At 33.6% G+C, this 23,461-nt stretch carries 25 protein-coding genes; 13 read left to right on the top strand and 12 right to left on the bottom strand.

Annotated elements, in window-relative coordinates:
- Positions 1–12: 12 nt before the first annotated feature.
- The 5 genes from FNW38_RS06475 to hisS form a co-directional block, all read right to left on the bottom strand.
- A complete protein-coding gene (locus FNW38_RS06475) occupies positions 13–1,329 on the bottom strand; it encodes an ABC transporter permease (RefSeq protein WP_143388457.1) in 1,317 nt (438 codons plus the stop codon).
- Positions 1,330–1,426: 97 nt separating this feature from the next.
- The gene (locus FNW38_RS06470) at positions 1,427–2,347 is read right to left on the bottom strand and encodes an ABC transporter ATP-binding protein (RefSeq protein WP_143388456.1); all 921 of its coding nucleotides are present in this window, start codon (positions 2,345–2,347) and stop codon (positions 1,427–1,429) included.
- A gap of 143 nt (positions 2,348–2,490) precedes the next feature.
- A complete protein-coding gene (dnaJ, locus tag FNW38_RS06465; protein WP_143388455.1) occupies positions 2,491–3,597 on the bottom strand; it encodes a molecular chaperone DnaJ in 1,107 nt (368 codons plus the stop codon).
- 106 nt (positions 3,598–3,703) lie between these two features.
- The gene (locus tag FNW38_RS06460; RefSeq protein ID WP_143388454.1) at positions 3,704–4,279 is read right to left on the bottom strand and encodes a nucleotide exchange factor GrpE; all 576 of its coding nucleotides are present in this window, start codon (positions 4,277–4,279) and stop codon (positions 3,704–3,706) included.
- Positions 4,280–4,582: 303 nt separating this feature from the next.
- On the bottom strand, positions 4,583–5,953 hold the full coding sequence (gene hisS, locus FNW38_RS06455; protein ID WP_143388453.1) for a histidine--tRNA ligase: 1,371 nt from the start codon (positions 5,951–5,953) through the stop codon (positions 4,583–4,585).
- Positions 5,954–6,248: 295 nt separating this feature from the next.
- On the opposite strand from hisS, the gene FNW38_RS06450 reads away from it, so the two are divergent.
- Positions 6,249–7,493 (top strand): ABC transporter permease, encoded by a 1,245-nt coding sequence (locus FNW38_RS06450; protein ID WP_185963100.1) that lies wholly within the window; start codon positions 6,249–6,251, stop codon positions 7,491–7,493.
- 74 nt (positions 7,494–7,567) lie between these two features.
- Here FNW38_RS06450 and prmC read toward each other — a convergent pair whose 3' ends face one another.
- Both prmC and FNW38_RS06440 read right to left on the bottom strand, forming a co-directional pair.
- Complete coding sequence (gene prmC / locus FNW38_RS06445; RefSeq protein WP_143388452.1) at positions 7,568–8,428, bottom strand: peptide chain release factor N(5)-glutamine methyltransferase; 861 nt, start codon at positions 8,426–8,428, stop codon at positions 7,568–7,570.
- Between the two features lie 60 nt (positions 8,429–8,488).
- Positions 8,489–8,974 carry a GNAT family N-acetyltransferase gene (locus tag FNW38_RS06440; RefSeq protein ID WP_143388451.1) on the bottom strand — a complete coding sequence of 162 codons (486 nt, stop codon included), beginning with the start codon at positions 8,972–8,974 and terminating at the stop codon, positions 8,489–8,491.
- Positions 8,975–9,092: 118 nt separating this feature from the next.
- Between FNW38_RS06440 and ribD the strand changes: the two genes are divergently transcribed.
- From ribD to FNW38_RS06425, 3 genes are read left to right on the top strand one after another with little or no spacing between them, the layout of a single operon-like run.
- Complete coding sequence (gene ribD / locus FNW38_RS06435) at positions 9,093–10,169, top strand: bifunctional diaminohydroxyphosphoribosylaminopyrimidine deaminase/5-amino-6-(5-phosphoribosylamino)uracil reductase RibD (RefSeq protein WP_144064740.1); 1,077 nt, start codon at positions 9,093–9,095, stop codon at positions 10,167–10,169.
- On the top strand, positions 10,162–10,764 hold the full coding sequence (locus FNW38_RS06430) for an HAD family hydrolase (RefSeq protein ID WP_143388449.1): 603 nt from the start codon (positions 10,162–10,164) through the stop codon (positions 10,762–10,764). The genes ribD and FNW38_RS06430 overlap by 8 nt, the downstream gene beginning before the upstream one ends.
- Before the next feature lie 6 nt (positions 10,765–10,770).
- Positions 10,771–11,400 (top strand): IMPACT family protein, encoded by a 630-nt coding sequence (locus FNW38_RS06425; protein ID WP_143388448.1) that lies wholly within the window; start codon positions 10,771–10,773, stop codon positions 11,398–11,400.
- Between the two features lie 29 nt (positions 11,401–11,429).
- Here FNW38_RS06425 and FNW38_RS06420 read toward each other — a convergent pair whose 3' ends face one another.
- Entirely contained in the window at positions 11,430–11,834 is a 405-nt protein-coding gene (locus FNW38_RS06420; protein ID WP_143388447.1) for an acyl-CoA thioesterase, read from the bottom strand.
- 184 nt (positions 11,835–12,018) lie between these two features.
- Here FNW38_RS06420 and dnaA point away from each other — a divergent pair, with 184 nt between their 5' ends.
- The 6 genes from dnaA (at position 12,019) to FNW38_RS06390 (ending at position 18,082) form a co-directional block, all read left to right on the top strand.
- Positions 12,019–13,446: a chromosomal replication initiator protein DnaA gene (gene dnaA / locus FNW38_RS06415; RefSeq protein ID WP_035674283.1), complete on the top strand. Its 1,428-nt coding sequence runs from the start codon at positions 12,019–12,021 to the stop codon at positions 13,444–13,446.
- Positions 13,447–13,454: 8 nt separating this feature from the next.
- Positions 13,455–13,922, top strand: coding sequence for a low molecular weight protein-tyrosine-phosphatase (locus tag FNW38_RS06410; RefSeq protein WP_143388446.1), 468 nt, complete (start codon positions 13,455–13,457; stop codon positions 13,920–13,922).
- Between the two features lie 114 nt (positions 13,923–14,036).
- Complete coding sequence (locus FNW38_RS06405; protein WP_143388445.1) at positions 14,037–14,759, top strand: SAM-dependent methyltransferase; 723 nt, start codon at positions 14,037–14,039, stop codon at positions 14,757–14,759.
- Positions 14,760–15,277: 518 nt separating this feature from the next.
- Positions 15,278–15,796 (top strand): hypothetical protein, encoded by a 519-nt coding sequence (locus FNW38_RS06400; RefSeq protein ID WP_143388444.1) that lies wholly within the window; start codon positions 15,278–15,280, stop codon positions 15,794–15,796.
- Between the two features lie 198 nt (positions 15,797–15,994).
- The gene (locus tag FNW38_RS06395) at positions 15,995–17,122 is read left to right on the top strand and encodes a methionine aminotransferase (RefSeq protein WP_143388443.1); all 1,128 of its coding nucleotides are present in this window, start codon (positions 15,995–15,997) and stop codon (positions 17,120–17,122) included.
- 78 nt (positions 17,123–17,200) lie between these two features.
- Positions 17,201–18,082 (top strand): SDR family oxidoreductase, encoded by an 882-nt coding sequence (locus FNW38_RS06390; protein ID WP_185963099.1) that lies wholly within the window; start codon positions 17,201–17,203, stop codon positions 18,080–18,082.
- Positions 18,083–18,321: 239 nt separating this feature from the next.
- On the opposite strand, the gene FNW38_RS06385 is transcribed toward FNW38_RS06390, so the two are convergent.
- The 4 genes from FNW38_RS06385 to FNW38_RS06370 form a co-directional block, all read right to left on the bottom strand.
- Positions 18,322–18,633 carry a hypothetical protein gene (locus FNW38_RS06385; RefSeq protein WP_235890160.1) on the bottom strand — a complete coding sequence of 104 codons (312 nt, stop codon included), beginning with the start codon at positions 18,631–18,633 and terminating at the stop codon, positions 18,322–18,324.
- Between the two features lie 76 nt (positions 18,634–18,709).
- Entirely contained in the window at positions 18,710–19,240 is a 531-nt protein-coding gene (locus FNW38_RS06380) for a YceI family protein (protein ID WP_143388441.1), read from the bottom strand.
- 36 nt (positions 19,241–19,276) lie between these two features.
- Positions 19,277–20,029: a pirin family protein gene (locus tag FNW38_RS06375; protein WP_143388440.1), complete on the bottom strand. Its 753-nt coding sequence runs from the start codon at positions 20,027–20,029 to the stop codon at positions 19,277–19,279.
- Between the two features lie 90 nt (positions 20,030–20,119).
- Positions 20,120–20,701 (bottom strand): Crp/Fnr family transcriptional regulator, encoded by a 582-nt coding sequence (locus FNW38_RS06370; RefSeq protein ID WP_143388439.1) that lies wholly within the window; start codon positions 20,699–20,701, stop codon positions 20,120–20,122.
- Positions 20,702–20,854: 153 nt separating this feature from the next.
- Here FNW38_RS06370 and udk point away from each other — a divergent pair, with 153 nt between their 5' ends.
- The 3 genes from udk to FNW38_RS06355 all read left to right on the top strand — a co-directional run bounded on the left by udk (position 20,855) and on the right by FNW38_RS06355 (position 23,450).
- Positions 20,855–21,463 (top strand): uridine kinase, encoded by a 609-nt coding sequence (udk, locus tag FNW38_RS06365; RefSeq protein WP_143388438.1) that lies wholly within the window; start codon positions 20,855–20,857, stop codon positions 21,461–21,463.
- 172 nt (positions 21,464–21,635) lie between these two features.
- Complete coding sequence (locus FNW38_RS06360) at positions 21,636–21,956, top strand: FtsB family cell division protein (protein ID WP_185963098.1); 321 nt, start codon at positions 21,636–21,638, stop codon at positions 21,954–21,956.
- A 126-nt stretch (positions 21,957–22,082) separates the two neighbouring features.
- Positions 22,083–23,450: a methylmalonyl-CoA mutase subunit beta gene (locus FNW38_RS06355; RefSeq protein ID WP_144064739.1), complete on the top strand. Its 1,368-nt coding sequence runs from the start codon at positions 22,083–22,085 to the stop codon at positions 23,448–23,450.
- Positions 23,451–23,461: the final 11 nt, after the last annotated feature.

The following is a 23,461-nucleotide window of genomic DNA, read 5'->3' as shown; positions in this document are numbered from 1 at the left end:
CAACCCAAGTTATTAATATTTCAACCATCGGTACAATTCGTTCCATGTTGGTTTTTTGCCGTACATGAGTATTCCTACTCGATATATTTTGGCGGCAAACCAAACCACTGAAAAGAAGGTACCGAATAATAATGTTACTGATATTGCAATTTGCCACAAAGGTACGCCAAACGGAATTCGCATCAGCATTACGATTGGGGAGGTAAGCGGAATCATTGAAAAGATAACGGCGATTGTCCCGTGTGGATCATTTATAACTGTAAAAAATCCTACATAAACACTCAACATTAATGGCATGATGATAGGTAACAGAAATTGTTGTGAGTCGGTTTGATTGTCGACTGCAGCCCCAATTGCCGCATAAAATGAACTGTACAGAAAATAGCCGCCTATGAAATAAATCACAAATCCAATCAAGATGCTTGCAATAGGCAAATTCCACAATTCTTTAATGTACATTTGGGCAGTTCCAGTCATTTCTTGTTGCGCTGCTTGCATTAATTCGGGTGAAATTCTAGCTGTTGGCCCCACATTTATGCCAAAAAACACCGAAGCAGCAAACATTAATGATAGTCCGATTATTGCCCAAATAAAGAATTGCAGCAATCCTGCTAATGCAGTTCCTATAATTTTTCCCATCATCAGTTGAAATGGTTTTACTGAGGAAATAATGATTTCTACAATTCGACTGGTTTTTTCTTCGATGACGCTGCGCATCACCATGTTTCCATAGATGATAATAAACATCATAATCAAATATCCAAAAGCTCCGCCAATGCCTATTTTGATTTCGTTAAGTCCTTTTACACTTTCTTCGCCTGATGCTTTTGTCAAACTAATATTCACTTTAGATTCTGCATTTTTAATAGCTAGTGTATCCAGATGTGCATTTACCAAATTGGTTTTGGTGAGTTTACTTGCAACTATATCCTGAATATTTTCAATAAATGAAATACTTGGGCTGTTATTCGAAATAAATTGGATTTTATTTTCAAAATCCTTCGTGCTGTTGGCTTTTGGGATATATAGCAATCCTTGATAACTTTCGTTTGCAATACTGTCTTTCAGGAATTTTAAATCTATTAAAGACAAATCAAGGTATTTGTACTCGCTTTTTACATCATTTTTAGAAGTAAATTCTTTGACAAACAAACCCGATTCATCATGGATGGCTATTCGTTTGGTATCGGCTTTCATAGAGCTTAAATAACCTACAAACGCTGCTATTCCCACAAATAGTAACGGACTTAAAAAAGTCATAACAATAAAAGATTTATTACGCACCTTGGCAATAAATTCTCTTTTTATGATTAATGAAATGATGCTCATTTTTTAGACTGCTTAGATTTTTAGATTACTTAGATTATTTAGAACAATTAGATTAGAAGATTACAAAAAAGCCTAACAATCTAAGAAGTCTAACAATCTATTGTGTTACTGTTTGGATGAAAATATCATTTACACTTGGTATTTTTTCTACAAAGTGCGTTACTTGTCCACGTTGTGTAAGGATATTCAACAACTCATTTGGCGTGGCATTTCCGAGTTGAATTTCCAGTTTTAATTCGTTGTTCAGTGATTTAAAATTAGCCGGTCCAACAGTGAATTTTTGTGTAATAGCATACATCAAACCTTCTACATTATCCGATAAAATGCCCACTTCAAAACTATTGGCTTTAAATTGTCTTTTGACATCGTCCAGTTTTCCTTCAATCAGTTTATTCGATTTATGGATCAGCGCAATATGATCACATAATTCTTCTACACTTTCCATGCGGTGTGTCGAGAAAATTATAGTAGCTCCTTCTTCTCTTAACGCCAGAATTTCATCTTTGATAATAGTAGCATTTACAGGATCAAAACCCGAAAATGGTTCGTCAAAGATCAACAGTTTTGGTTTGTGCAAAACACAAACTACAAACTGAATTTTCTGTGCCATTCCTTTAGAAAGTTCCTGAATTTTCTTGTTCCACCACCCTTGAATTTCTAATCTATCAAACCAATATTCGAGTTGTTTCTTGGCTTCAGCCTTAGAAAGTCCTTTCATTTGAGCCAAATACAAGCATTGTTCACCCACTTTCATCGTGTTGTACAATCCTCTTTCTTCGGGTAAATAACCTATGTATTGAACATGTTTGGGTTGCAGTTTTTCACCGTCCAGAATAATTTCGCCACTATCAGGTAAAGTAATTTGATTTATTATTCGGATAAGTGATGTTTTTCCTGCTCCATTTGGACCTAAAAGCCCGTAGATACTCCCTTTAGGAACAGTTAATGAAACTTCGTTAAGCGCCACATAATCACCGTATTGCTTCACGACTTTATTAACTTCAAGTATGTTACTCATGCTCATTTTTTAATTTGTGTAAAAGTAAATAATTAGTACCGAAATACTTAGAATTGTTTCATAAAAAACCCATCCTTATTTTAACAAGGATGGGGATTATATTTCTTAATCAGACGCGATAAATCGCATCTCTACGTGTTTTATTATGAAAACATATCTTTTACTTTCTCGAAAAATGATTTGTCTGATTTTTCAGGATTTGGAATAAAATTCTCATCGGTAAGATTTTTTTCAAAAAACTGTTTTTGGTCTTTGTTTAGTATTTTCGGTGTCCAAACATTAACATGTACCAGTAAATCTCCGTTACCATATCCGTTTAAACTCGGAATTCCTTTTCCTTTAAGTCTTAGAATTTTACCCGACTGAATTCCTTCTTCCAGTTTAATTCTGACTTTTCCGTTTATGGCTTCAATATCTTTTGAAATTCCTAATACTGCTTCAGCAAAACTGATGTATAAATCATAATGCAAATTCTCCCCTTCACGTTTCAAAAATTCATGCTCAATCTCTTCAATAGCTACAATTAAATCTCCTGGAATACTATTCCCCGGAGCATCATTCCCTTTATTGGAAACTTTTAATTGCATTCCGTCAACTACACCTGCAGGTATTTTTATTGAAACGGTTTCGTCTTCAAGAATCATCCCTTGTGAATCCGCATTTGCTGGTTTTTTATCTAAAATTTGACCTGAACCACTACAAGTTGGACAAGTTGAAGCGGATTGCATTCTACCTAAAATCGTATTGGTAACACGCATTACCTGTCCTTGACCATTACAGGTAGAACATGTTTTATAAGTAACTCCAGGTGCTTGAACCTTACGTTTTACTTTTACTTTTTTCTCTACTCCATTAGCAATTTCTTCCAATGTCAATTTTACTTTGATACGAAGGTTGCTTCCTTTAGCACGACGAACTCCGCCACCTCCGAAACCACCAAAACCGCCTCCGAAAATATCACCAAACTGACTGAAAATATCATCCATATTCATTCCGCCGTGACCGCCTCCACCAAAACCGCCTGAACCATCAAAAGCTTGATGACCGTATTGATCGTATTTGGCTTTTTTCTGAGGATCACTTAGTATTTCGTATGCCTCGGCTGCTAATTTAAATTTTTCTTCTGCCGATTTGTCTCCAGGATTTTTGTCAGGATGATGTGCTATTGCTTGTTTTCTATATGCTTTTTTAATTTCGGCTGCATCAGCATTTTTTGAAATGCCTAATATTTCGTAAAAATCTTTTTTCATTTTTAATTTTTTATGAAACAGACACGTGATAAATCGCGTAACTGCCCTATATTAAGACGCGGTAGATTGCTTCTTTCCTAAACTTAAGACATGATAAATCGCGTCTTTATTGTCCAATAACAACTTTTGGAAAACGAATGATTTTGTCTCCCAATTTGTATCCTTTTTCAAGAACATCAACAATTTTACCTTTCATCTTGGCTGACGGCGCAGGAATTTGAGTTATTGCTTCGGCAAAATCCGCATCAAAAGGATCTCCAGCTTTAACCTCAACTTGTTCTAATCCTTTAGAAACTAATGTGTTTTTTAATTTCTCATGAATAAGCTCCACCCCTTTCAATAAAATTTCATCTTCAGATTTGCTTATTTCCACAATAGCTCTGTCAAAATCATCTAAAACAGGCAACATCGCAAGTAAAACTTCTTGATTTGCTGTTTTAAACAACTCAATACGTTCTTTAGAAGTTCTTCGTTTGTAATTTTCAAATTCAGCAAATAATCGTAAATACTTATCTTTTTCTTTGGCTAAGTCTTGAGTTAATTGCTCTTCAACACTTAATTCCTCAATAATAAGCTGCTCACCATTCGCATTTTTTTCTAATGTTACTTCGTCTATTTCTTGATCGATTTCTGTATTTTCAGTAGTCATATTACTTGTATTTTTAAAAAAATTCTTAAACATCGTTTTTATTCTTTTCTTTGGACTGCAAAAGTACTGCCAAATCTTATAAAATGTCAAATTGTCATCTTAATATTGAAACACTCTTTTATTTTTAATTAATTACAACAAAATAATTTTAATGCGTCGCGCTAAAAATTTAATATAATTTTAAGACTATCTCGATATAAATTACATAAATTTGTTAATGTTTTTTTGAAGAAAACACAAAAGGTTGCCCACTAAAAAATTATTAATTCATATTACCCTATATTAAAAAAAGCTTCGTTTTATAAAACGAAGCTTTTTTTATGTTTTAAATCTCACTTATGAAAGTGCGTTTTTAAGACCTCCAAAATCCAGCAAAACCTGTTCTCCTGTCACTAAATTTTTAAGCGAAAAAGAATTAGAATCCATTTCTTGCTCCCCTACAATTACAGCAAAAGGAATTCCTCGTTTATCCGCATGTTGAAACTGTTTGGCCACCTTCGCATTATCCGGGTACAATTCAACTTTTATTCCGGAAGCTCTTAATTTTTGTATGGCTTGCAATCCATAAAAAGCTTCTGTGTCACCATAATTAATAAACAACGCTTTGGAAGTTGCTGTTACGGTTTCAGGAAATAAATTCAATTCTTCGATAACCAAATAGATTCGGTCCAATCCAAAAGAAATTCCAACTCCACTCATGTTTTTGAGTCCGAAAATTCCAGTCAAATCATCATATCTTCCACCGCCGCCAATAGATCCCATGGCAACTGATTTTGGCGGAGCCACTTCAAAAATAGCTCCTGTATAATAATTTAAACCTCTCGCCAGTGTCACATCCAAATCTAAAATGGAAGTGTTTAATCCAAGTTTCATCACGTTGTCACAAATAAAACGCAACTCTTCCACGCCTTTCATTCCTTCACTGGATTCCGCAAGCAAAACCGAAAGTTGGCTTATTTTTTCCGAAATGGTTCCAGTGAAATTAAATAACGGTTGTACTTTTTCAATAGCTTTTTCAGAAATGCCTTTCTCCATCATTTCTTTTTTCACGCCATCCTCACCTATTTTATCTAGTTTGTCCAACGCAACAGTGAAATCTATTAATTTATCTGACGCGCCAATCACTTCAGCAATCCCAGATAAAATTTTTCTGTTATTGATTTTGATGGTTACTCCATTTAAACCCAAAGCCGAAAAAACAGTATCATACAACTGAACTAATTCTACTTCCTGCCACAAGGATTTTGAACCCACGACATCAGCATCACATTGAAAAAATTCTCTAAAACGTCCTTTTTGTGGACGGTCTGCACGCCAAACGGGTTGAATTTGGTATCTTTTGAATGGAAATTCAATTTCATTTTGATGTTGTACTACATAACGAGCAAACGGAACAGTTAAATCATAACGCAAGGCTTTTTCAGAAATACTTGGCGTCAATTTAGTACTATCTTTATTTTCTAAATGAGTTGCATTGGCTTTCGCCAAATAATCTCCGGAATTTAATATTTTGAAAATCAATCGATCGCCTTCTTCTCCGTATTTTCCCATTAAGGTTTCGGAATTTTCGAATGAAGGCGTTTCTATAGGTTGGAAACCAAATTTCTCGAAATTACTTTTTATAATCTGAATGATATATTGACGTTTTGCCACCTCAGTTGGTGAAAAATCTCTAGTCCCTTTTGGAATGCTCGGTTTTGATGCCATTTTTTGATTATTGGATTTTTAGATTTTCAGATTTAGGAATTGTTGAAAAATTCCAAATTCTGATTCTTTGCAAATATCTTATTTTTAAAATAAATCTGTTTACAAATTCCCGCATTTTATTGCATAATGACTAGCCCACAGTGAAGCGAAAATATAGAAGTAAAAATAATATTGTTTTTACTGACAGATTGTAGTGAAAAGCTGGAAATAGATCCAAGGAAAAAGAGATTGGAATAAATTAGAATTTTTGAAAAGAAAACTTGTAACAAAAATTGTATTTTCGTGTCAAACTCGTATGATGCTAAAATTATTCAAAGAAAATATTCGGATTGCATTTGGTTCTATCAGAACACAATTGTTACGAACCATACTTACAGTGCTGATTATTGCGATTGGAATTACCGCTTTAGTCGGAATCCTAACCGTTGTTTCTGCTTTAGAAAATACTATTTCATCTGATTTTGCTTCGATGGGAGCCAATACTTTTAATATCAATCAGTATGAAAACGAAATAAGAAATCGCGGTGGACAGGAACGTGAAATTATAAATCCAATCATTTCCTATCCCGAAGCTGTTGCTTTCCAAAATAAATTCAACTATCCTTTTACCGAAACCTCAGTTTCTTTTACGGCAACTTCTACTGCCGAAGTGAAATATGAAGCCACAGAAACCGATCCCGAAATTAGCATCTTAGGTGTTGATCAGCATTTTATTACTAATTCCGGTTTAGAAACCAATTTGGGACGAAATTTTACCGGATTTGATATCGACAACAATTCTTATGTTTGTGTTGTGGGGTCTGATTTTGAAAAAGGATTGTTGAAAGATGTGAATCCTATTGATAAAATAATTTCTATTCGTGGCGCTAAATTTAAAGTTATCGGCGTACTGAAAGAAAAGGGATCCACCTTTGGGAACAGCCAGGATTTACGGGTTTTAATTCCCATTCAGGTAGCTCGTTCCTTGTTTACGACACCTGACATAAACTACACGATGAGCGTTATGGTTGCCAAAAAAGAATTACTGGATCAGGCGATTGACAACGCAACAAGCACTATGCGCAGAGTTCGTAAATTAAGTCCTGTGAAAGACAATAATTTTGGAGTCGTCCGTAGTGATGACTTGATCAATAGAATCCTTGGAATTACTAAATATCTTGGACTTGCATCCTGGCTTATTGGTATTATCACCGTTCTTGGTTCTTCGATCGCTTTGATGAATATCATGATTGTTTCGGTAACGGAACGCACTAGAGAAATTGGAGTTCGAAAAGCCTTGGGAGCCAAAAAAACTACGATTGCTTTTCAGTTTTTCATAGAAACATTACTTATCGGCCAATTAGGCGGATTGGTCGGAATTATTTTTGGAATCTTAATTGGATTTGGAGTCGCTACCGCAATGAGTTTTGTGTTTGTAATTCCGTGGGGCGCTATTATGGCAGCTTTTATTACAAGTTTTATCGTGGCAATCGTTTCTGGTTTGTATCCCGCGGTAAAAGCAGCTAGACTTGATCCTATTGAAGCGTTGCGATACGAGTAGTTTGCAGTGGTCAGTCTCTAAAACTTAAAAAAAAGTAATCAGCGATTCGTTTTCAATTTATAAATACTGAATACTTAGAACTGATCACTTCCTTTAATCATCCTGTCATTTCCGTAAATATCTTTTCGTAATTCGATAGTTGCGAAATTTAGTTTTTCGAGTAAATCAACCATCTCTTTGCCTAAATACTGATTGATTTCAAAATACAATTGTCCGTTTGGCAAAAGATTTTTTTGAGCCAATTCGGCTATTTTTTTATAAAAAATCAAGGCATCATTATCTTCGACAAAAAGAGCCAAATGCGGTTCATTGTCCAAAACATTTTTCTTGATTTCCTCTTTTTCTAGATTCCGAACATAAGGAGGATTGGAAACGATAATATCAAATTGCTGTTGCAAATCCTCGGTTCCAAGAATATTTTGATTGACAAAAGTAACATTCACTTCGTTGATTGCTGCATTTTTTTTGGCTGTAGCCAAAGCCTTTTCGGAAACATCAATTGCATACACTTGGGCATTGGGGAGATTTTTCGCCAATGAAATAGCAATGCAGCCGCTTCCGGTTCCAATATCTAAAATCTTTAAATTTTTAAATTTTTCAATCTTTAAATTACTTTTAATAATCCATTCGACTAATTCTTCCGTTTCCGGTCTTGGAATCAAAACGTTTTCATTGACTTCAAAATCTAACCCATAAAAACTGGTTTTCCCCAACAAGTATTGAATTGGAATTTCCTGTTGCAATGGTTCCAAAATAGAATTCCAAACCGCAATTTCCTCTTCCGAAAAAACCAAATCAGGATGCAACGCCAAGTCAATTCTTTTTAATTGATGTTTCTCCTCTAAAATCAGATAGAAAAAACTCTCGGCTTCACCCGCATCATAAATCGGAGTGAGTTCTTCAATAAATTGGGTTCTGTATTCTTTTATTTTCATTTTAATAGGATCTGGATTGTCTGAATTAATGCTATCAATTCATAACTCATAATTCAAAACTTATAACTCTTTCAACATCCAAACGGGACAACTTGTATGACCGGTGCTTCCCATTGGAGAACAAATATATTTGAAACCTACTTTTTTGTATAATTTCTGGGCATCATGCATAAATGGCATGGTTTCCAAGTAACATTTTTCAAAACCAAAATCCTTTGCACTCTGCAAACACTTAGCCATCATTTTACTGCCAATTCCAAGGCCTCGAGTTTCCGGAAGGAAATACATTTTTTGCAATTCACAAATAGTTTCGGCTTCGTTTTCAAGTGGAGCAACGCCGGCAGAACCAATGATTTTCCCGTTTTTTTCAACAACATAATAAACTGATTTAGGTTTATTATACTCTTCAAACATTAAATCCAAATAAGGATCTTCATAGGCAGTTCCTACTTTTGGAATGTTCAATTCATCAAAAACGGCTCGTATTAGTTGTGCAACTGCTTGATTGTCTTCTTTTTTTATTTTTCTAATGCTATAATCTTCCATTTTCTTTCAGAAACTAATTTTACATACAAAAGTAGAAATTGTTTATTGTTATTTTCGAAAGTTTCAAAACTAATCCTGAAGTTTCGGGGCTAAACTCAAAAATAACTACTTTTGTGTTGTGAAAACACATGAAAAATATATAAAACGATGCATCCAGTTAGCCAAAAATGGTTTAGGAACAACCTATCCCAATCCTTTGGTGGGCAGTGTAATTGTTTATGAAGACCAAATAATTGGCGAAGGCTGGCATAAAAAAGCAGGAGAACCACACGCCGAAGTAAATGCTGTGAATTCCGTAAAAGATAAATCGCTATTGAAAAAAGCGACTATTTATGTGAGTTTAGAACCGTGTAGTCATTTTGGAAAAACACCGCCTTGTTGCGATTTGATTATTAAAAATAAAATTCCAAATGTGGTAATTGGTACTGTTGATCCTAATGTGAAAGTGGCTGGAAATGGCATCAAAAAATTAATTGAAGCCGGAATACATGTTACGGTTGGCATACTGGAAGCGGAATGTCATGAACTGAACAAACGCTTTTTTACTTTCCACGAAAAGAAAAGACCTTATATTATTCTAAAATGGGCCGAAAGTCAGGATGGTTTTATCGCACCCGATGAGACGCTTCGTAATCCCGAAGCTTCAGGACAGAATGACAATGAAAAAAAACCGTTCTGGATTACAAATTCCTATTCGAGACAGTTGGTACATAAATGGCGAACCGAGGAGCAAGCTATTCTGGTAGGAACCCAAACCGTTATTGATGACAATCCAAAACTAAATGCACGGGATTGGTCTGGAAAAAATCCAATCCGATTGATTATAGACCAAAATAATCGGATTCCGGAAGACCGTCACATATTTGACAAACAGGTTAAAACTATCCTATTTTCGAAATCGAAAACAACAATTGAAAAAGAAAACACTATCTTTGAAGTAATTGATTTTGAACAAAACATAGCAAAACAAATAATAAAAGCGCTGTATCAACATCAAATTCAATCCGTAATTATTGAAGGCGGACGACAAACAGTACAGACTTTTATTGATGCCAATCTTTGGGACGAAGCAAGAATCTTTGTTGGAAACGTTCAATTTACTGCAGGTACAAAAGCCCCAATACTAGATAAAAAACCGTTCGAAAAATATTCGATTAGCAATGATGAACTTATAATTTCTAGAAACCATGATTAATGCTATTATTTTTGATTTTGGGGATATTTTTATCAATTTAGATAAACAAGCCACTATGGATGCCTTAGAAAAACTAGGCTTATCTGAGTGGAATGAAGACTTAGATCATTTGAATATTCAATTTGAAACAGGTCAAATCTCACGTGAAAATTTCCTTCTCGGCATTCAAAAGCACGTTCCAAATGCTTCTATAAAAGAAATTTTAGCTGCATGGAATGCCATTCTTCTTGATTTCCCATTGTACCGGCTTGAATTTCTTCAAATGCTTTCCAAAAAATACCGATTGTTTCTCTTGTCCAATACTGATTCCATTCACATAGAAACTTTCGAACAAAAAAACGGAATTTCATTTTACAGTGATTTTTATCAATGTTTTGAGAAAGTATATTTTTCGTTTGAAGTGGAAATGAGAAAACCAAACCCAGAAATTTTCAATTACTTGGCAAACAAGCATGATTTAGCTCCAAAGCGTACTTTATTTATTGACGATAAAAAAGAAAATACGGATGCTGCACTTGCATTAGGATTTCAAGTTTGGAATTTACAAGTTGGAAAAGAAGATGTCGTTAATTTATTTGACAAAAAAATAATTTAGAACCTTTTGGAATTTAAAGACACGTACAATACCATTGAATTTCCCTCTTCAGAAATACTATTCAAAGAAAAAAACAGCAAATTCTTTGGTTATGCTTACCCTATTCAATCTGAAGATGAAGTAAAACCCATCATTGATAGTTTAAAAAAACAACATCCCAATGCAGGGCATTTTTGTTACGCCTATCAATTAGGAACTGACACAATAACCTACAGAGCTAATGACGACGGAGAACCAAGCAACAGCGCTGGAATGCCAATTTATGGACAAATTCAGTCGTTTTCTATCACCAATGTATTAATAGTAGTGGTTCGGATTTTTGGTGGCGTGAAATTAGGTGTTGGCGGATTGATATCCGCTTATAAAACGACCGCACAAATGGTTCTTGAAACTTGTGAGATAGTCGAAAAAACCATAAATATTCATTATTCAATCACATTTGATTATAAAAACATGAATAAAGTAATGCGAGTAATTAAGGAGAAAAGATTGGAAATTGTGACTCAAGAAATGGAAATAAACGAAGATTCAGGACTTCCTATTGGCAAAATAGAGCTGAAAACCCGAAAAAAAAATGCCGAAATGGTGTTCGACATTTTTAATCCGATGTTTGAAATCGATATAAAACGACTCTAATTTTTACTCAAAATTGCTGTTTTTATAATTTATTCTATCGTTTTTAACAAATCTAAAATATAATCTGGAGGAGCTGTTGGACGACCCGTTTTTAAGGACACAAAAACCAAAATAAATTGGGCAGTTGTTAATAACTCATCAGATTCATTATAAATAACACAATCAAATTCTATCTTCACTGAACTCTGACTTTTGAAAGTAGTATGAACGGTAAGCAACTCATCATAACGAGCCGATTTTTTATAATTTATATTCATAGAAACAATCGGCAACGCGATACCACTTTCTTCCATGCTTTTATATGAAATCCCTTTGTTTCTAAGCCATTCCACCCTACCTATCTCAAAATAGGGAACGTAATTACCATGATAAACTACTCCCATTTGGTCTGTTTCTGAGTATCGTACCCTAACGTCTATTTTATGATCTTTCATTAATTATGTATTAAAAATTTAAAATTTAAAAAGTTCCTTACAACAATAATTTGTAAAATTATTACCCAATATATTTTTTTTTACAGAAATTTGTTCACATATTTGTTACCCCGAAAAACAATAAAATTTCACTCTTTTTTTAGTAAGATAATAATTACCGAATAAAAATAATTTAACAGAATATATGAACAAAACTGCTCAATCAGTATGGGAAAACTGTTTGTCTTTTATAAAAGACAACATTCAGGATCAAGCTTACAAAACTTGGTTCGAACCAATCAAATCAGTTGAGCTAACCGACAATGCATTATATATTCAAGTTCCAAGTAAATTTTTCTACGAATGGCTAGAAGAACACTATGTAAAATTATTAAAAGTGGCACTTACCAAAGAACTCGGAAAAAACGCAAAGTTACTCTATAAAATCAGAATGGAAAACACTTATGGCAACAAACAACCGTTTACGGAACAATTGCCAAGTGCTAATAGAGTTCCTATGAAGCCACAAGAAGTTGATGCTCCATTTAAAAACTTAAACCCGGAATTAAAAAATCCATTTGTAATTCCAGGAATTCGTAATTTAAAAATTGAATCTCAACTTAACGCAAATTACAGTTTTGACAATTTTCTTGAAGGAGACTCCAATAGATTAGCTCGTTCTGCTGGTATGGCTGTTGCCAATAAACCTGGTGGAACTTCATTTAATCCATTATTAATTTTTGGAGGAGTTGGTCTTGGCAAAACACACTTAGCGCATGCTATTGGTGTGGAAATAAAAGATAAATATCCCGAAAAAACTGTTTTATATATTTCGGCAGAGATTTTCACTCAACAATATATTGACTCGGTAAAAAAAAATAACCGAAATGATTTCATCCACTTCTATCAATTAATTGATGTTTTAATTATTGATGATGTTCAATTCCTTTCTGGAAAATCAGGAACTCAGGATGTATTTTTCCATATTTTCAATTATTTGCATCAAAATGGCAAACAGGTTATCTTAACTTCGGATAAGGCTCCAGTTGACATGCAAGATATTGAACAAAGATTGTTATCACGTTTCAAATGGGGATTGTCTGCAGAATTGCACCAACCGGATTATGAAACCAGAATTTCAATACTTAAAAACATATTGTATAGAGACGGTGTAGAAATACCTGAAGAAATAATTGAATATGTAGCCCGTAACATCAAATCGAATGTGAGAGAATTGGAAGGAGCTATTATTTCCTTGATTGCACAATCGTCTTTTAATAAAAAAGAAGTTACTTTAGAACTTGCTAAAAGTGTTGTTGAAAAATTTGTGAAAAATGTAAAAAGAGAAATTTCTATCGATTACATTCAAAAAATTGTTTCAGATTATTTCCAATTGGATTTAGAAACACTTCAATCAAAAACTCGAAAGAGGCATGTTGTACAAGCGAGGCAATTAGCAATGTTTTTTGCTAAAAAATTTACAAAAGCATCTTTGGCGAACATTGGTTCACAAATTGGAGATAGAGATCACGCTACAGTATTACACGCATGCAAAACCGTTGACAATTTAGTTGCTACCGACAAACAATTCAAAAAATTTGTTGAAGATATCAATAAAAAATTAACGCTATAAAAAGCATCATGTCCATAAAAATTTTAATGGTTTGTTTAGGAAATATTTGTCGGTCTCCCTTGGCCGAAGGCATATTAGCTTCAAAACTCCCTAAAAATAAATTTGCAGTTGATTCTGCAGGAACAGGTTCTTGGCACATTGGACATTCGCCTGATGTTCGTTCTATTGCGGTTGCAAAAAACAATAAAATAAATATTTCAAATCAAAAAGGGCGACAATTTAGCAAATCTGATTTTGACTCTTATGATTATATTTTTGTAATGGATAATTCTAATTATGAGAACGTAATTGAGCTAGCTGAAACTCAAGATCAAAAAGAAAAAGTACAACTTATTTTGAATGAATTATTTCCAAATGAAAATGTAGATGTACCAGATCCTTATTTTGGTTTACCCAACGGATTTGAAATAGTTTACAATATGCTTGACGAAGTTTGTGAAGTAATTGCAAAAAAATTAATAGCAAAACACCAATAAACTTTCGGTTAAAATTTATTTTCGAGGAACTTATTGTTCATTAAAAAAAGCAATTCTATTCCTTACAAGTAAAATTTAGCGCACAATTTACTTTAGAAACATAAAATCACACCAATGAAACCAACCCCTTTTTTAGGAAAACTCTATTTAATACCAACTACATTGGGAGATAGTGATCCTATGGATGTCTTACCACAAACCATAAAAAGAAGTATTGATTTTATTGATTATTACATCGTTGAAAACGAAAAAACAGCACGAAAATCCATCAAAGGTGTTAATCCTGAAAAGAAACAATCGGAACTGAACCTTTTTGTTTTAAACAAACATACTGAAACCAAAGAACATTTAGACTTCATAAAACCTTTATTAGAAGGAAAAAATATGGGCTTAATGAGCGAAGCAGGTTGTCCTGGCGTTGCTGATCCCGGCGCAGTAATTGTAAAGCTGGCACATGAAAAAGGAATACAAGTTGTACCTCTAGTAGGCCCTTCTTCAATCCTTTTGGCGATGATGGCTTCAGGAATGAACGGGCAAAGTTTTACTTTCAACGGCTATTTACCAATTGAAAAAGGCGAAAAGAAAACGGCTCTGAAAAACCTGGAAAAACTATCTCAGGACAAAAACCAATCTCAAATTTTTATAGAAACACCTTATAGAAATAATAAAATGTTAGAGGATATTTTACAGGCTTTAAATCCCGCAACATATCTTTGTATAGCAACGGATATTACTTTGCCAACAGAATATATCAAAACTATGCGAGCTTCTGATTGGAAAAAAACACAAGTGGATTTGCACAACCGCCCTACTATTTTTATAATTCATAAAATGTAGCATCCTGATTTTTGAATTTAAAATCAGAACAAAATAGCTTTGGTATTAGATTAAAAAAACTTCCGCTTATAATAGGTAATTTAAAAAAACTAGAAAAAATTCTTTCTAACTATAGTCTTACCTCCTTTTGCCAACAGATTAAAATAGTAAGTGAATTTACAAAATGTTGATTGTTGAAAAATTATTTTTTCATTGAACAAAAAATCACAGTTCTCCCTTTTATTTATGGTTACAAGTGGATTTTCTTGCTAAAAACAGGCACAAAACTCCACTCATATTAACTTTATTTATAGAAAAAATTAACTGCATCACTTTGAAAAAAACACTAATTTTACTAGTGCCCAATATCCTTTTTTGATTTAAAATTCAAAAAAACAAAACCTCTAATGTTTTAAACTATTATGATTTAAATAACCTACAAAAAAAAACAAAAAAAGGGGAAGAAAATTATAAACCTTGACAAATATATTTTAATCATAATAGTAGCCTGACTTGATTATAATTTAAAAACTAATGTCATGAAACGTTTTATTATTGTTTTGTTATTTTTAAGCATAACCACTGCATCTTATTCGCAAGATATGGATGGAAATATAAGAATGGAAGAATTACCAGGAGTTGTAATTAAAAGTGCTGGAAAAGACTTTTCTATATATCTACCAGATAAAAACCCTGATAAAGATGTAAGAGCTCTAGAAGAACAGTTTATAGCTTATGATTTGGGGAAAGATTACGAAGGATATGAAACATATTTAGTGGTTATGGAAACCAGTAAAGGCTCTTTATCAGCTACTTACAATGAAAATGGAAAATTAACTAGTGTTGTAGAAAATTATAAAAATGTAAGACTTCCCAGTAGTGTAATTTACTCTGTTTACAAAGCTTTTCCAGGATGGAAAATTGTAAATGATAAATATTTATATTCTCAAAAAGAAGGTGACGTAATTAAAAAAGAATATAACCTCAGAATAAAAAAAGATAAAGAAATTCGAAAATTAGTTGTCAATGCAAATGGGGATATTGTAAAAGGAATCTAATCACAAATAACTATAAATTAAAAGCTATCATTCGGGTAGCTTTTTTTTTGGAACATATCCAAATATTTATCTTGAAGTTTAGAGAAATCTAAACAGTAAACAACTATTTTTCTTTGATAATAATAATAATAATAATTCAAAAAAATCAAAATTATGATTAAACCAGTACATTTATAACATAATAAATAAAATTATTTTATGAGTAAACTACCAAATATCAGCACGAGTATTTTTACTGTAATGTCTAAAATGGCAACCGAGCATAACGCAATCAACCTATCACAAGGTTTCCCAAACTTTCCTGTTAATGAAAGATTAACTGACATTGTCGCCAAACTCGCTAAAGAAAATGTACACCAATACCTGCCTATGTCGGGATATCCACCGCTATTATCAAAAATAGCTACACTTGTCGATGACTCATACGGCAGAATAATTCAAGCTGAAACAGAAATACTGGTAACTGCCGGTGCAACTCAGGGAATTTTCACTACCATACTGACTTTGGTAAAAACCAATGATGAAGTGATTATTCTGGATCCAAGTTATGATTGTTATGAAGCACCTGTATTATTATGCAACGCAAATCCAGTTCGGGTGGCGCTAAACGATGATTACACTCCAAATTGGGCAACTATAGAAAAAGTATGCTCTTCTAAGACCAAAATGATTATTATTAATAATCCGCACAATCCAACGGGGAAAATTTTAACGAAATCAGATTTTGAAGCTTTGGAAATCCTACTGGAGAAATATCCTGATATCCTACTTCTTTCGGATGAAGTATATGAATACATCACTTTCGAGGAAAAACATATTTCAGCACATACACGGGAAAAACTACTCCATCGTTGTGTGATAGTTTCCTCTTTTGGAAAATCGTTCCATGTTACCGGATGGAAAGTGGGCTATCTGGTTGCTCCCGAAAACCTAATGAAGGAAATCAAAAAAGTTCATCAATTTTTAGTTTTTAGCGTCAATAGTATTTGTCAAGTAGCCATTAGTGACTATTTGGATTTGGTTTCGGTAGATGAAATCGGAAAACTATATCAGGAAAAACGAGATTATTTTAGACAATTATTAAAAGAGAGTCGCTTTGAACTCATGCCTTGTGAAGGAACTTATTTTCAGGTTGCTTCCTATGCTGCTATTTCAAATGAGAATGATGTTGATTTTTGCAAACGTCTCATCATTGAACATGGTGTGGCTGCTATCCCTATTTCTACTTTTTATGCCGATGGGAAAGACCTGAAATTAATTCGTTTTTGCTTTGCCAAAGACAATACAACTCTGGAAGAAGCCACTAAAAGATTGTGCGCCATTTGAAAGCATTGATTTTATTTTTTTATTATGCATGCATACTATTTAATTTTATTATATTTACAATAAAAAAATATCAAAAATATGAGTTATACAGATAAAATGTTGCGTGACAATGCCTTAAAAGGCAAAGTGATTGTCGTGACTGGAGGCGGAAGTGGTTTAGGAAAAGCAATGACTAAATATTTCTTGGAATTGGGTGCGCAAGTTGCCATCACATCAAGAGATTTAGAAAAACTAAAAAATACAGCTGCGGAACTGGAAGCTGAAACAGGCGGAACATGTCTTCCGATTCAATGTGATGTGCGTCATTACACCGAAGTGGAAAACATGCTGCAAGAAGTTTTGAAAGCTTTTGGTAAAGTAGATGTTTTGCTTAACAATGCTGCTGGAAATTTCATTTCACCAACCGAAAGATTATCTGCTAATGCTTTTGACACCGTAATTGATATTGTTTTAAAAGGCACAAAAAACTGTACCCTTGCTTTTGGGAAACACTGGATTGACACCAAACAAAAATCGTCCACGATTTTGAATATCGTAACAACTTATGCATGGACTGGTTCTGCTTATGTCGTGCCTAGCGCTACTGCAAAAGCAGGAGTTCTGGCTATGACGAGAAGCCTCGCTGTAGAATGGGCTAAATATGGTATTCGTTCTAATGCGATTGCACCGGGACCTTTCCCAACCAAAGGGGCATGGGACCGATTATTACCAGGAGATTTAGCCGAAAAATTTGATATGGCAAAAAAAGTGCCGTTAAAACGTGTGGGAGATCATCAGGAATTAGCCAATTTAGCAGCTTATTTAGTTTCTGATTTCTCCGCTTATATAAATGGTGAAGTGGTTGTTATTGATGGTGGCGAATGGTTAAAAGGTGCCGGACAATTTAATATTCTGGAAGCTATTCCTGAAGAACTTTGGGATCAGCTAGAAATGATGATTAAGGCAAAGAAAAATAAATAATAGTTTTGCATAAACTAAAAAAAAGAGAGTTCAATAAAGGAGGGCACTGAAAAAGTCCTTAAAGAATTAGATTTCATTAAAAGAGTAGAAAAATAAGATTTTCTACTCTTTTTTTCATCCTGAAAATGAAATACTTAAGCAAAACTCGAATTTTCCTTAATTGCCTTAAAATGTCTAATTACTAAAAAGAGATACTTTTTCAGTGGCCTCCAATAAAGAGGCTCTCTTTTTTGTTTCTGTTAATTTCTATTACATTCCAAGGCAAGTAGAATTTCGCTTTTCAGCAAACCACTTCCGCCTCCATAATGCTGCACAATAATTATATTTGGCTTCCGTATTTTGAAAAAAGAACACAAATTGGTTTCACTTTCTCTCTGAATTCCGGAACCCAACAACACAATGGAGAAATCTCTCTTTTGAAAAATTTCTTTAGCCACCTCATCATTCATAGCACCTACTCCATTCCAGTTATTATTAGAATTTATTAATCGGACAACAGTTGCCAAAATTTCGAGATGCTTTCCTATGTAAAGAATATTTGTGGTTTCCATCATTCAACTTTTATAAAATACAATGCCTCAAAGATTTATAATCCTTTGAGGCATTGTATTTCTTGTTATCTGAAATTTATTGTTTGATAAATTGCAATTCAATATTCAATCGAACTTCTTCGCTAACCAAAACTCCTCCTGTTTCAAGAGCTGAATTCCAATTCAATCCCCAATCTTTTCTATTAATTTTTCCTTCTAATGAAAGCGCCATTTTGGTATTTCCCCACGGGTCTTTCATTAATCCTCCATATTCTGTTGCTAATTTTACTGATTTAGTAACACCGTGTAAAGTTAAATCTCCAACCAGTTCGTATTCACCTTCATTAATTTTAGTAAACGAAGTTGCTTTGAATTTAATTTCTGGAAACTGGGCAGCATCAAAAAAATCTGGACTTAATAAATGGGTATCTCTATCTGCATTTCCTGTTGTGATAGAATCGATTGCTCCGGTAAATTCAATTTTTGCGTTTTCAAAATCATTGTTTTCTGATTCAATTGAAGCATCGAATTTTAAAAATTTTCCTGAGACATTGGTAAACATCATGTGTTTCACTTTAAAACCAATTTCTGAGTGTGTTGGGTCTATTACCCATTTAGTTGTTGACATATTATTATTAGTTATTTCTATTATTCATTTATCTGATTACAATTTCATTGGTACTTCCATCAAAAGGATTTCGGCATCAGCAGAATTAGCAGTGATTGTGATTTCATTTGTATCCCAAATTCCTAATCCGTCACGTTCATTTAAAGCGATGGTTCCAATGGTGAAATCGCCTTTCAAAACAAAAGCATAAATTCCGTTTCCAGCTTTTTTCAATTGATACGAAGTAGAAAAACCGTTGTCTAATTTCCCAATATGAAACCAGGCATCCTGATGAATCCAAACACCTGCGTCTTCTGGATTTGGTGATAAAATTTGTTGTAATTTATTGTGGCGATCCTTCAAGTCCAAAGTAATTTGGTCGTAACGAGGCGTTACATTTTTTTGATTCGGATAAATCCAAATTTGTAAAAATTTAACCAACTGATCTTTATTCTTATTGTATTCGCTGTGAAAAATTCCGGTACCGGCACTCATGACTTGAATATCTCCTTCTTTAATCACGGTAGTATTTCCCATACTGTCTTGATGTTCTAAATCACCTTCTAGCGGAATGGAAATAATTTCCATGTCATCATGCGGATGTTTCCCAAAACCCATTCCCTGATTTACCCTGTCATCATTCAAAACTCGCAAAACACCAAAATTCATGCGCTCTGGATTGTGATAATTAGCAAAGCTAAAAGTGTGATAGGATTCCAACCAACCGTGGTTCGCATGACCTCGGGTATTGGCTTTGTGCAAAATGTAATTAGTAATTACTTCTTCTTTTGTACTATCTTTATTTTCCATTTTCGTGTTCTTTACTATTATGATACAAAGTTGCGTCAAAAAACAACCTTGCGCATTGAACTGGGACAAGAAATGAAAAATAATGAGAATTTACTGTTTGGCGATTTTAGTTCTAATTTTGCTTAAAAACTCAGCAGAAATACCAAGATAGGAAGCAATGTAATGCTGGGCAACACGTTGTGAAAGTGTAGGATAGTGTTCTAAAAATTCTAGATATTTCTCTGTGGCGGTTTTAGAAATAGTGTTAAATAAGCGGTCTTGAGTAACTGCTAGATTGCGTTGCATTAATATCCGGAAAGCGCGTTCAAACTTTGGTGCTTTTATAAATAAAGCTTCTTTTGTTTCAGGACTAAACATAAAAAATTCACAATCTTCCAATGTTTCGATAAACACACGGCTCGGTTTATCTTCATAAATACTAAAAGAAATATCACTTATCCAAGCATTTTCAATGGCAAATTGAAGAATAACTTCAAAACCATTGGCATCAATATAATATTTCCGTACGCAGCCTTTGATAACAAAAGCTTCAAAATTGCACATCTCCCCTTCATGAAGCAGAATGGTTTTCTTGGGAACGGTTTTGTATTCCAATAAAGAATTGAAAATTTCCAGTTCTTCTGGTTCAAAAGTGACATACCGACTGATATTTTTATTGATTTGTGAATACAAAGTTCTTCTATTTTTAGAAAACTAAAGGTAGAAAAAAATGCTAATTAATAACGGCCCATAAATATATTAAATTAGCAACATTTCCTCAAAAAACAAAAACCACTCGCAATTAAATTCCTATTTTTGCTTTGATAAATAAATAATACATATTTTATGCTCATTATAGGAATTGCAGGTGGAACAGGAAGCGGAAAAACAACCGTAGTTCATCAAATTATGAATGAATTACCGGAAACCGAAGTAGGTATTATTTCACAAGACTCATATTACAAAGGAAATCATGGACTGTCATTCGATGAAAGAGCACTCATCAATTTTGATCATCCACGCGCTATTGATTTTGAGTTATTGGTAGCACATCTTAAAGAATTAAAAGAAGGAAATAACATTAATCAACCCGTTTATTCCTTTGTAACGCACAATAGAACGGACGATACCGTTTTCACGCATCCCAGAAAAGTGATGATTGTGGAAGGTATTTTAATTTTGGCAAATCCTGAATTAAGAGATTTATTTGACGTAAAAATATACGTTCACGCAGATTCTGACGAACGATTAATCCGCCGTATGAAGCGCGATATTGCGGAACGTGGCCGAGATATGCATGAAGTTATCAATCGCTACCAAACCACATTAAAACCTATGCATGAGCAATTTATAGAACCTACAAAAGCATTTGCGGATATTATTATTCCTAATGACAAGTACAATACTGTGGCTATAGACGTTGTCCGTGCGGTAATAAATCAAAAAATTCTATAATTTAGTTGTAATTTTAATCTAATCAATTATTAGGAGCTATTTCCCGCTTTCCGTTTCAATCTTTTTATCCGCCGAAAAGGCGGATAAAAAGGATTTTCACTACAAACGAAGTTCACTGAACTCCGATGAAAAATAGAAATTAAGTCAAGTAATCGGGGCTAAAAAAATAAAAATGACAAATCCGTATAAAGACAAATCTTGGTTTAAATTTTTGAGTAACAAATACGTTTGGGTATTGTTATTTTTTGCTACCTGGATGATTTTTCTGGATAACTATTCGTATTTCGACCATCGTTTTCTGGACAAGCAAATTATTGAACTTGAGGACAATGCCACTTATTATCAGGAAGAAATAAAAAAAGACCAGGAGAATATCAAACAATTAAAAAATTCAGAACAAATAGAAAAATACGCCCGCGAAAAATACTATATGAAAAAAGATAGTGAAGATATTTATATCATTGAATTCGAAGGCGACACGATTAAAAAATAAAATCCCATCCCCAACCCTTCCCAAAGGGAAGGGAGATAAAATTAATAGTAATTATTGAAAATAAAACACCAAGTTTCGGCTCCCTCTCCTTTGGAGAGGGCTGGGGTGAGGAAAACAATAAACAAAATGACAACAAACCTTTTCGATGATTTCAATCCCATTTCTTCCAAACAATGGAAACAAAAAATCCAATTTGAACTCAATGGAGCTGATTATAATGAAATCTTAGTTTGGAACTCCCCCGAAGACATTCAAGTAAAACCATTTTACCACAAAGATGAATTCAAGAAAGCTTTTCCGGTTACTACAAAAGCAACTCAATTCAAAATTTGCCAAAACATATTTGTTTATGATTTTGAAAAATCAATCGAAAGAGCGTTAGATTCGTTAAAACGTGGTGCGGACAGCCTTCGGTTTACAATAGAAAATGAATCGATTGATATCACAAAACTACTGGAGAAATTACCTTTAGAAAAAGTTACCGTTTACTTTCATTTGAGTTTTATCTCAATCGATTTCGTAAAAAAAATTGATGCATTTGCAAAGAAAAATAATACGCTAATTTTATGCAATCTGGATCCAATTGGACAATTAGCCAAAGACGGAAACTGGTTTGTAACCAAAGAAAAAAATAATTTTGAAACGCTGAATTTACTTTCAAAAGAGACAACAACAGTTTCTTTATTAAGCATTAATGCTGCTTTGTACCAAAATGCAGGTGCGAACATGGTGCAGCAAATTGCCTATAGTTTAGGACATGCCAATGAATATTTCAACCGAATTGAATCTATAAACCGACCTATCGTTTTCGAAGTTGCAGTTGGGACTAATTACTTTTTTGAAATTGCAAAACTACGCGCTTTACGATTACTTTTTAATCTAATTGCCAAAGAATACAACTATAATCTGGATTGCAACATCATCGTTTCACCTACAAAACGCAACAAAACCTTATACGATTATAACGTAAACTTGTTGCGTACCACAACTGAATGTATGTCAGCAATTATTGGTGGAGCGGATAGTATTGCGAATTTACCTTACGATGCGTTGTATCACAAAGACAATGAATTTGGAGATCGGATTGCCCGAAATCAATTATTAATTCTCAAAAACGAATGTTATTTTGACAAAGTGAATAATCCGGCTGACGGAAGTTATTATATAGAAAACCTTACCAATCAATTAGCCGAAAAATCTTTGGCTTTATTCAAGGATATGGAGTCCAATGGTGGTTTCCTGAAACAACTTAATGATGGAATTATCAAACGAAAGATTCAGGAAAGTGCTGACACGGCGCAAGAATTATTTGATAGCGGTAAGGAAATTTTACTTGGAACAAACAAACATCCAAACAAAGAGGACAAAATGAAACACGATCTAGAATTGTTTCCTTTTGTAAAAGTCAAACCGAGAAAAACCTTGATTACACCAATAATTGAAAAACGTTTGGCTGAAAAAATGGAACAGGAAAGATTGGAGAAAGAGTGCTAAGAGTTTAGTGT

Origin of the sequence: Flavobacterium gawalongense (assembly GCF_007097265.1) — a bacterium.
Taxonomy (GTDB): Bacteria; Bacteroidota; Bacteroidia; order Flavobacteriales; family Flavobacteriaceae; genus Flavobacterium; species Flavobacterium gawalongense.
Note: the sequence above shows the minus strand (reverse complement) of the source record. Positions and strands in the feature narration are given on the sequence as shown.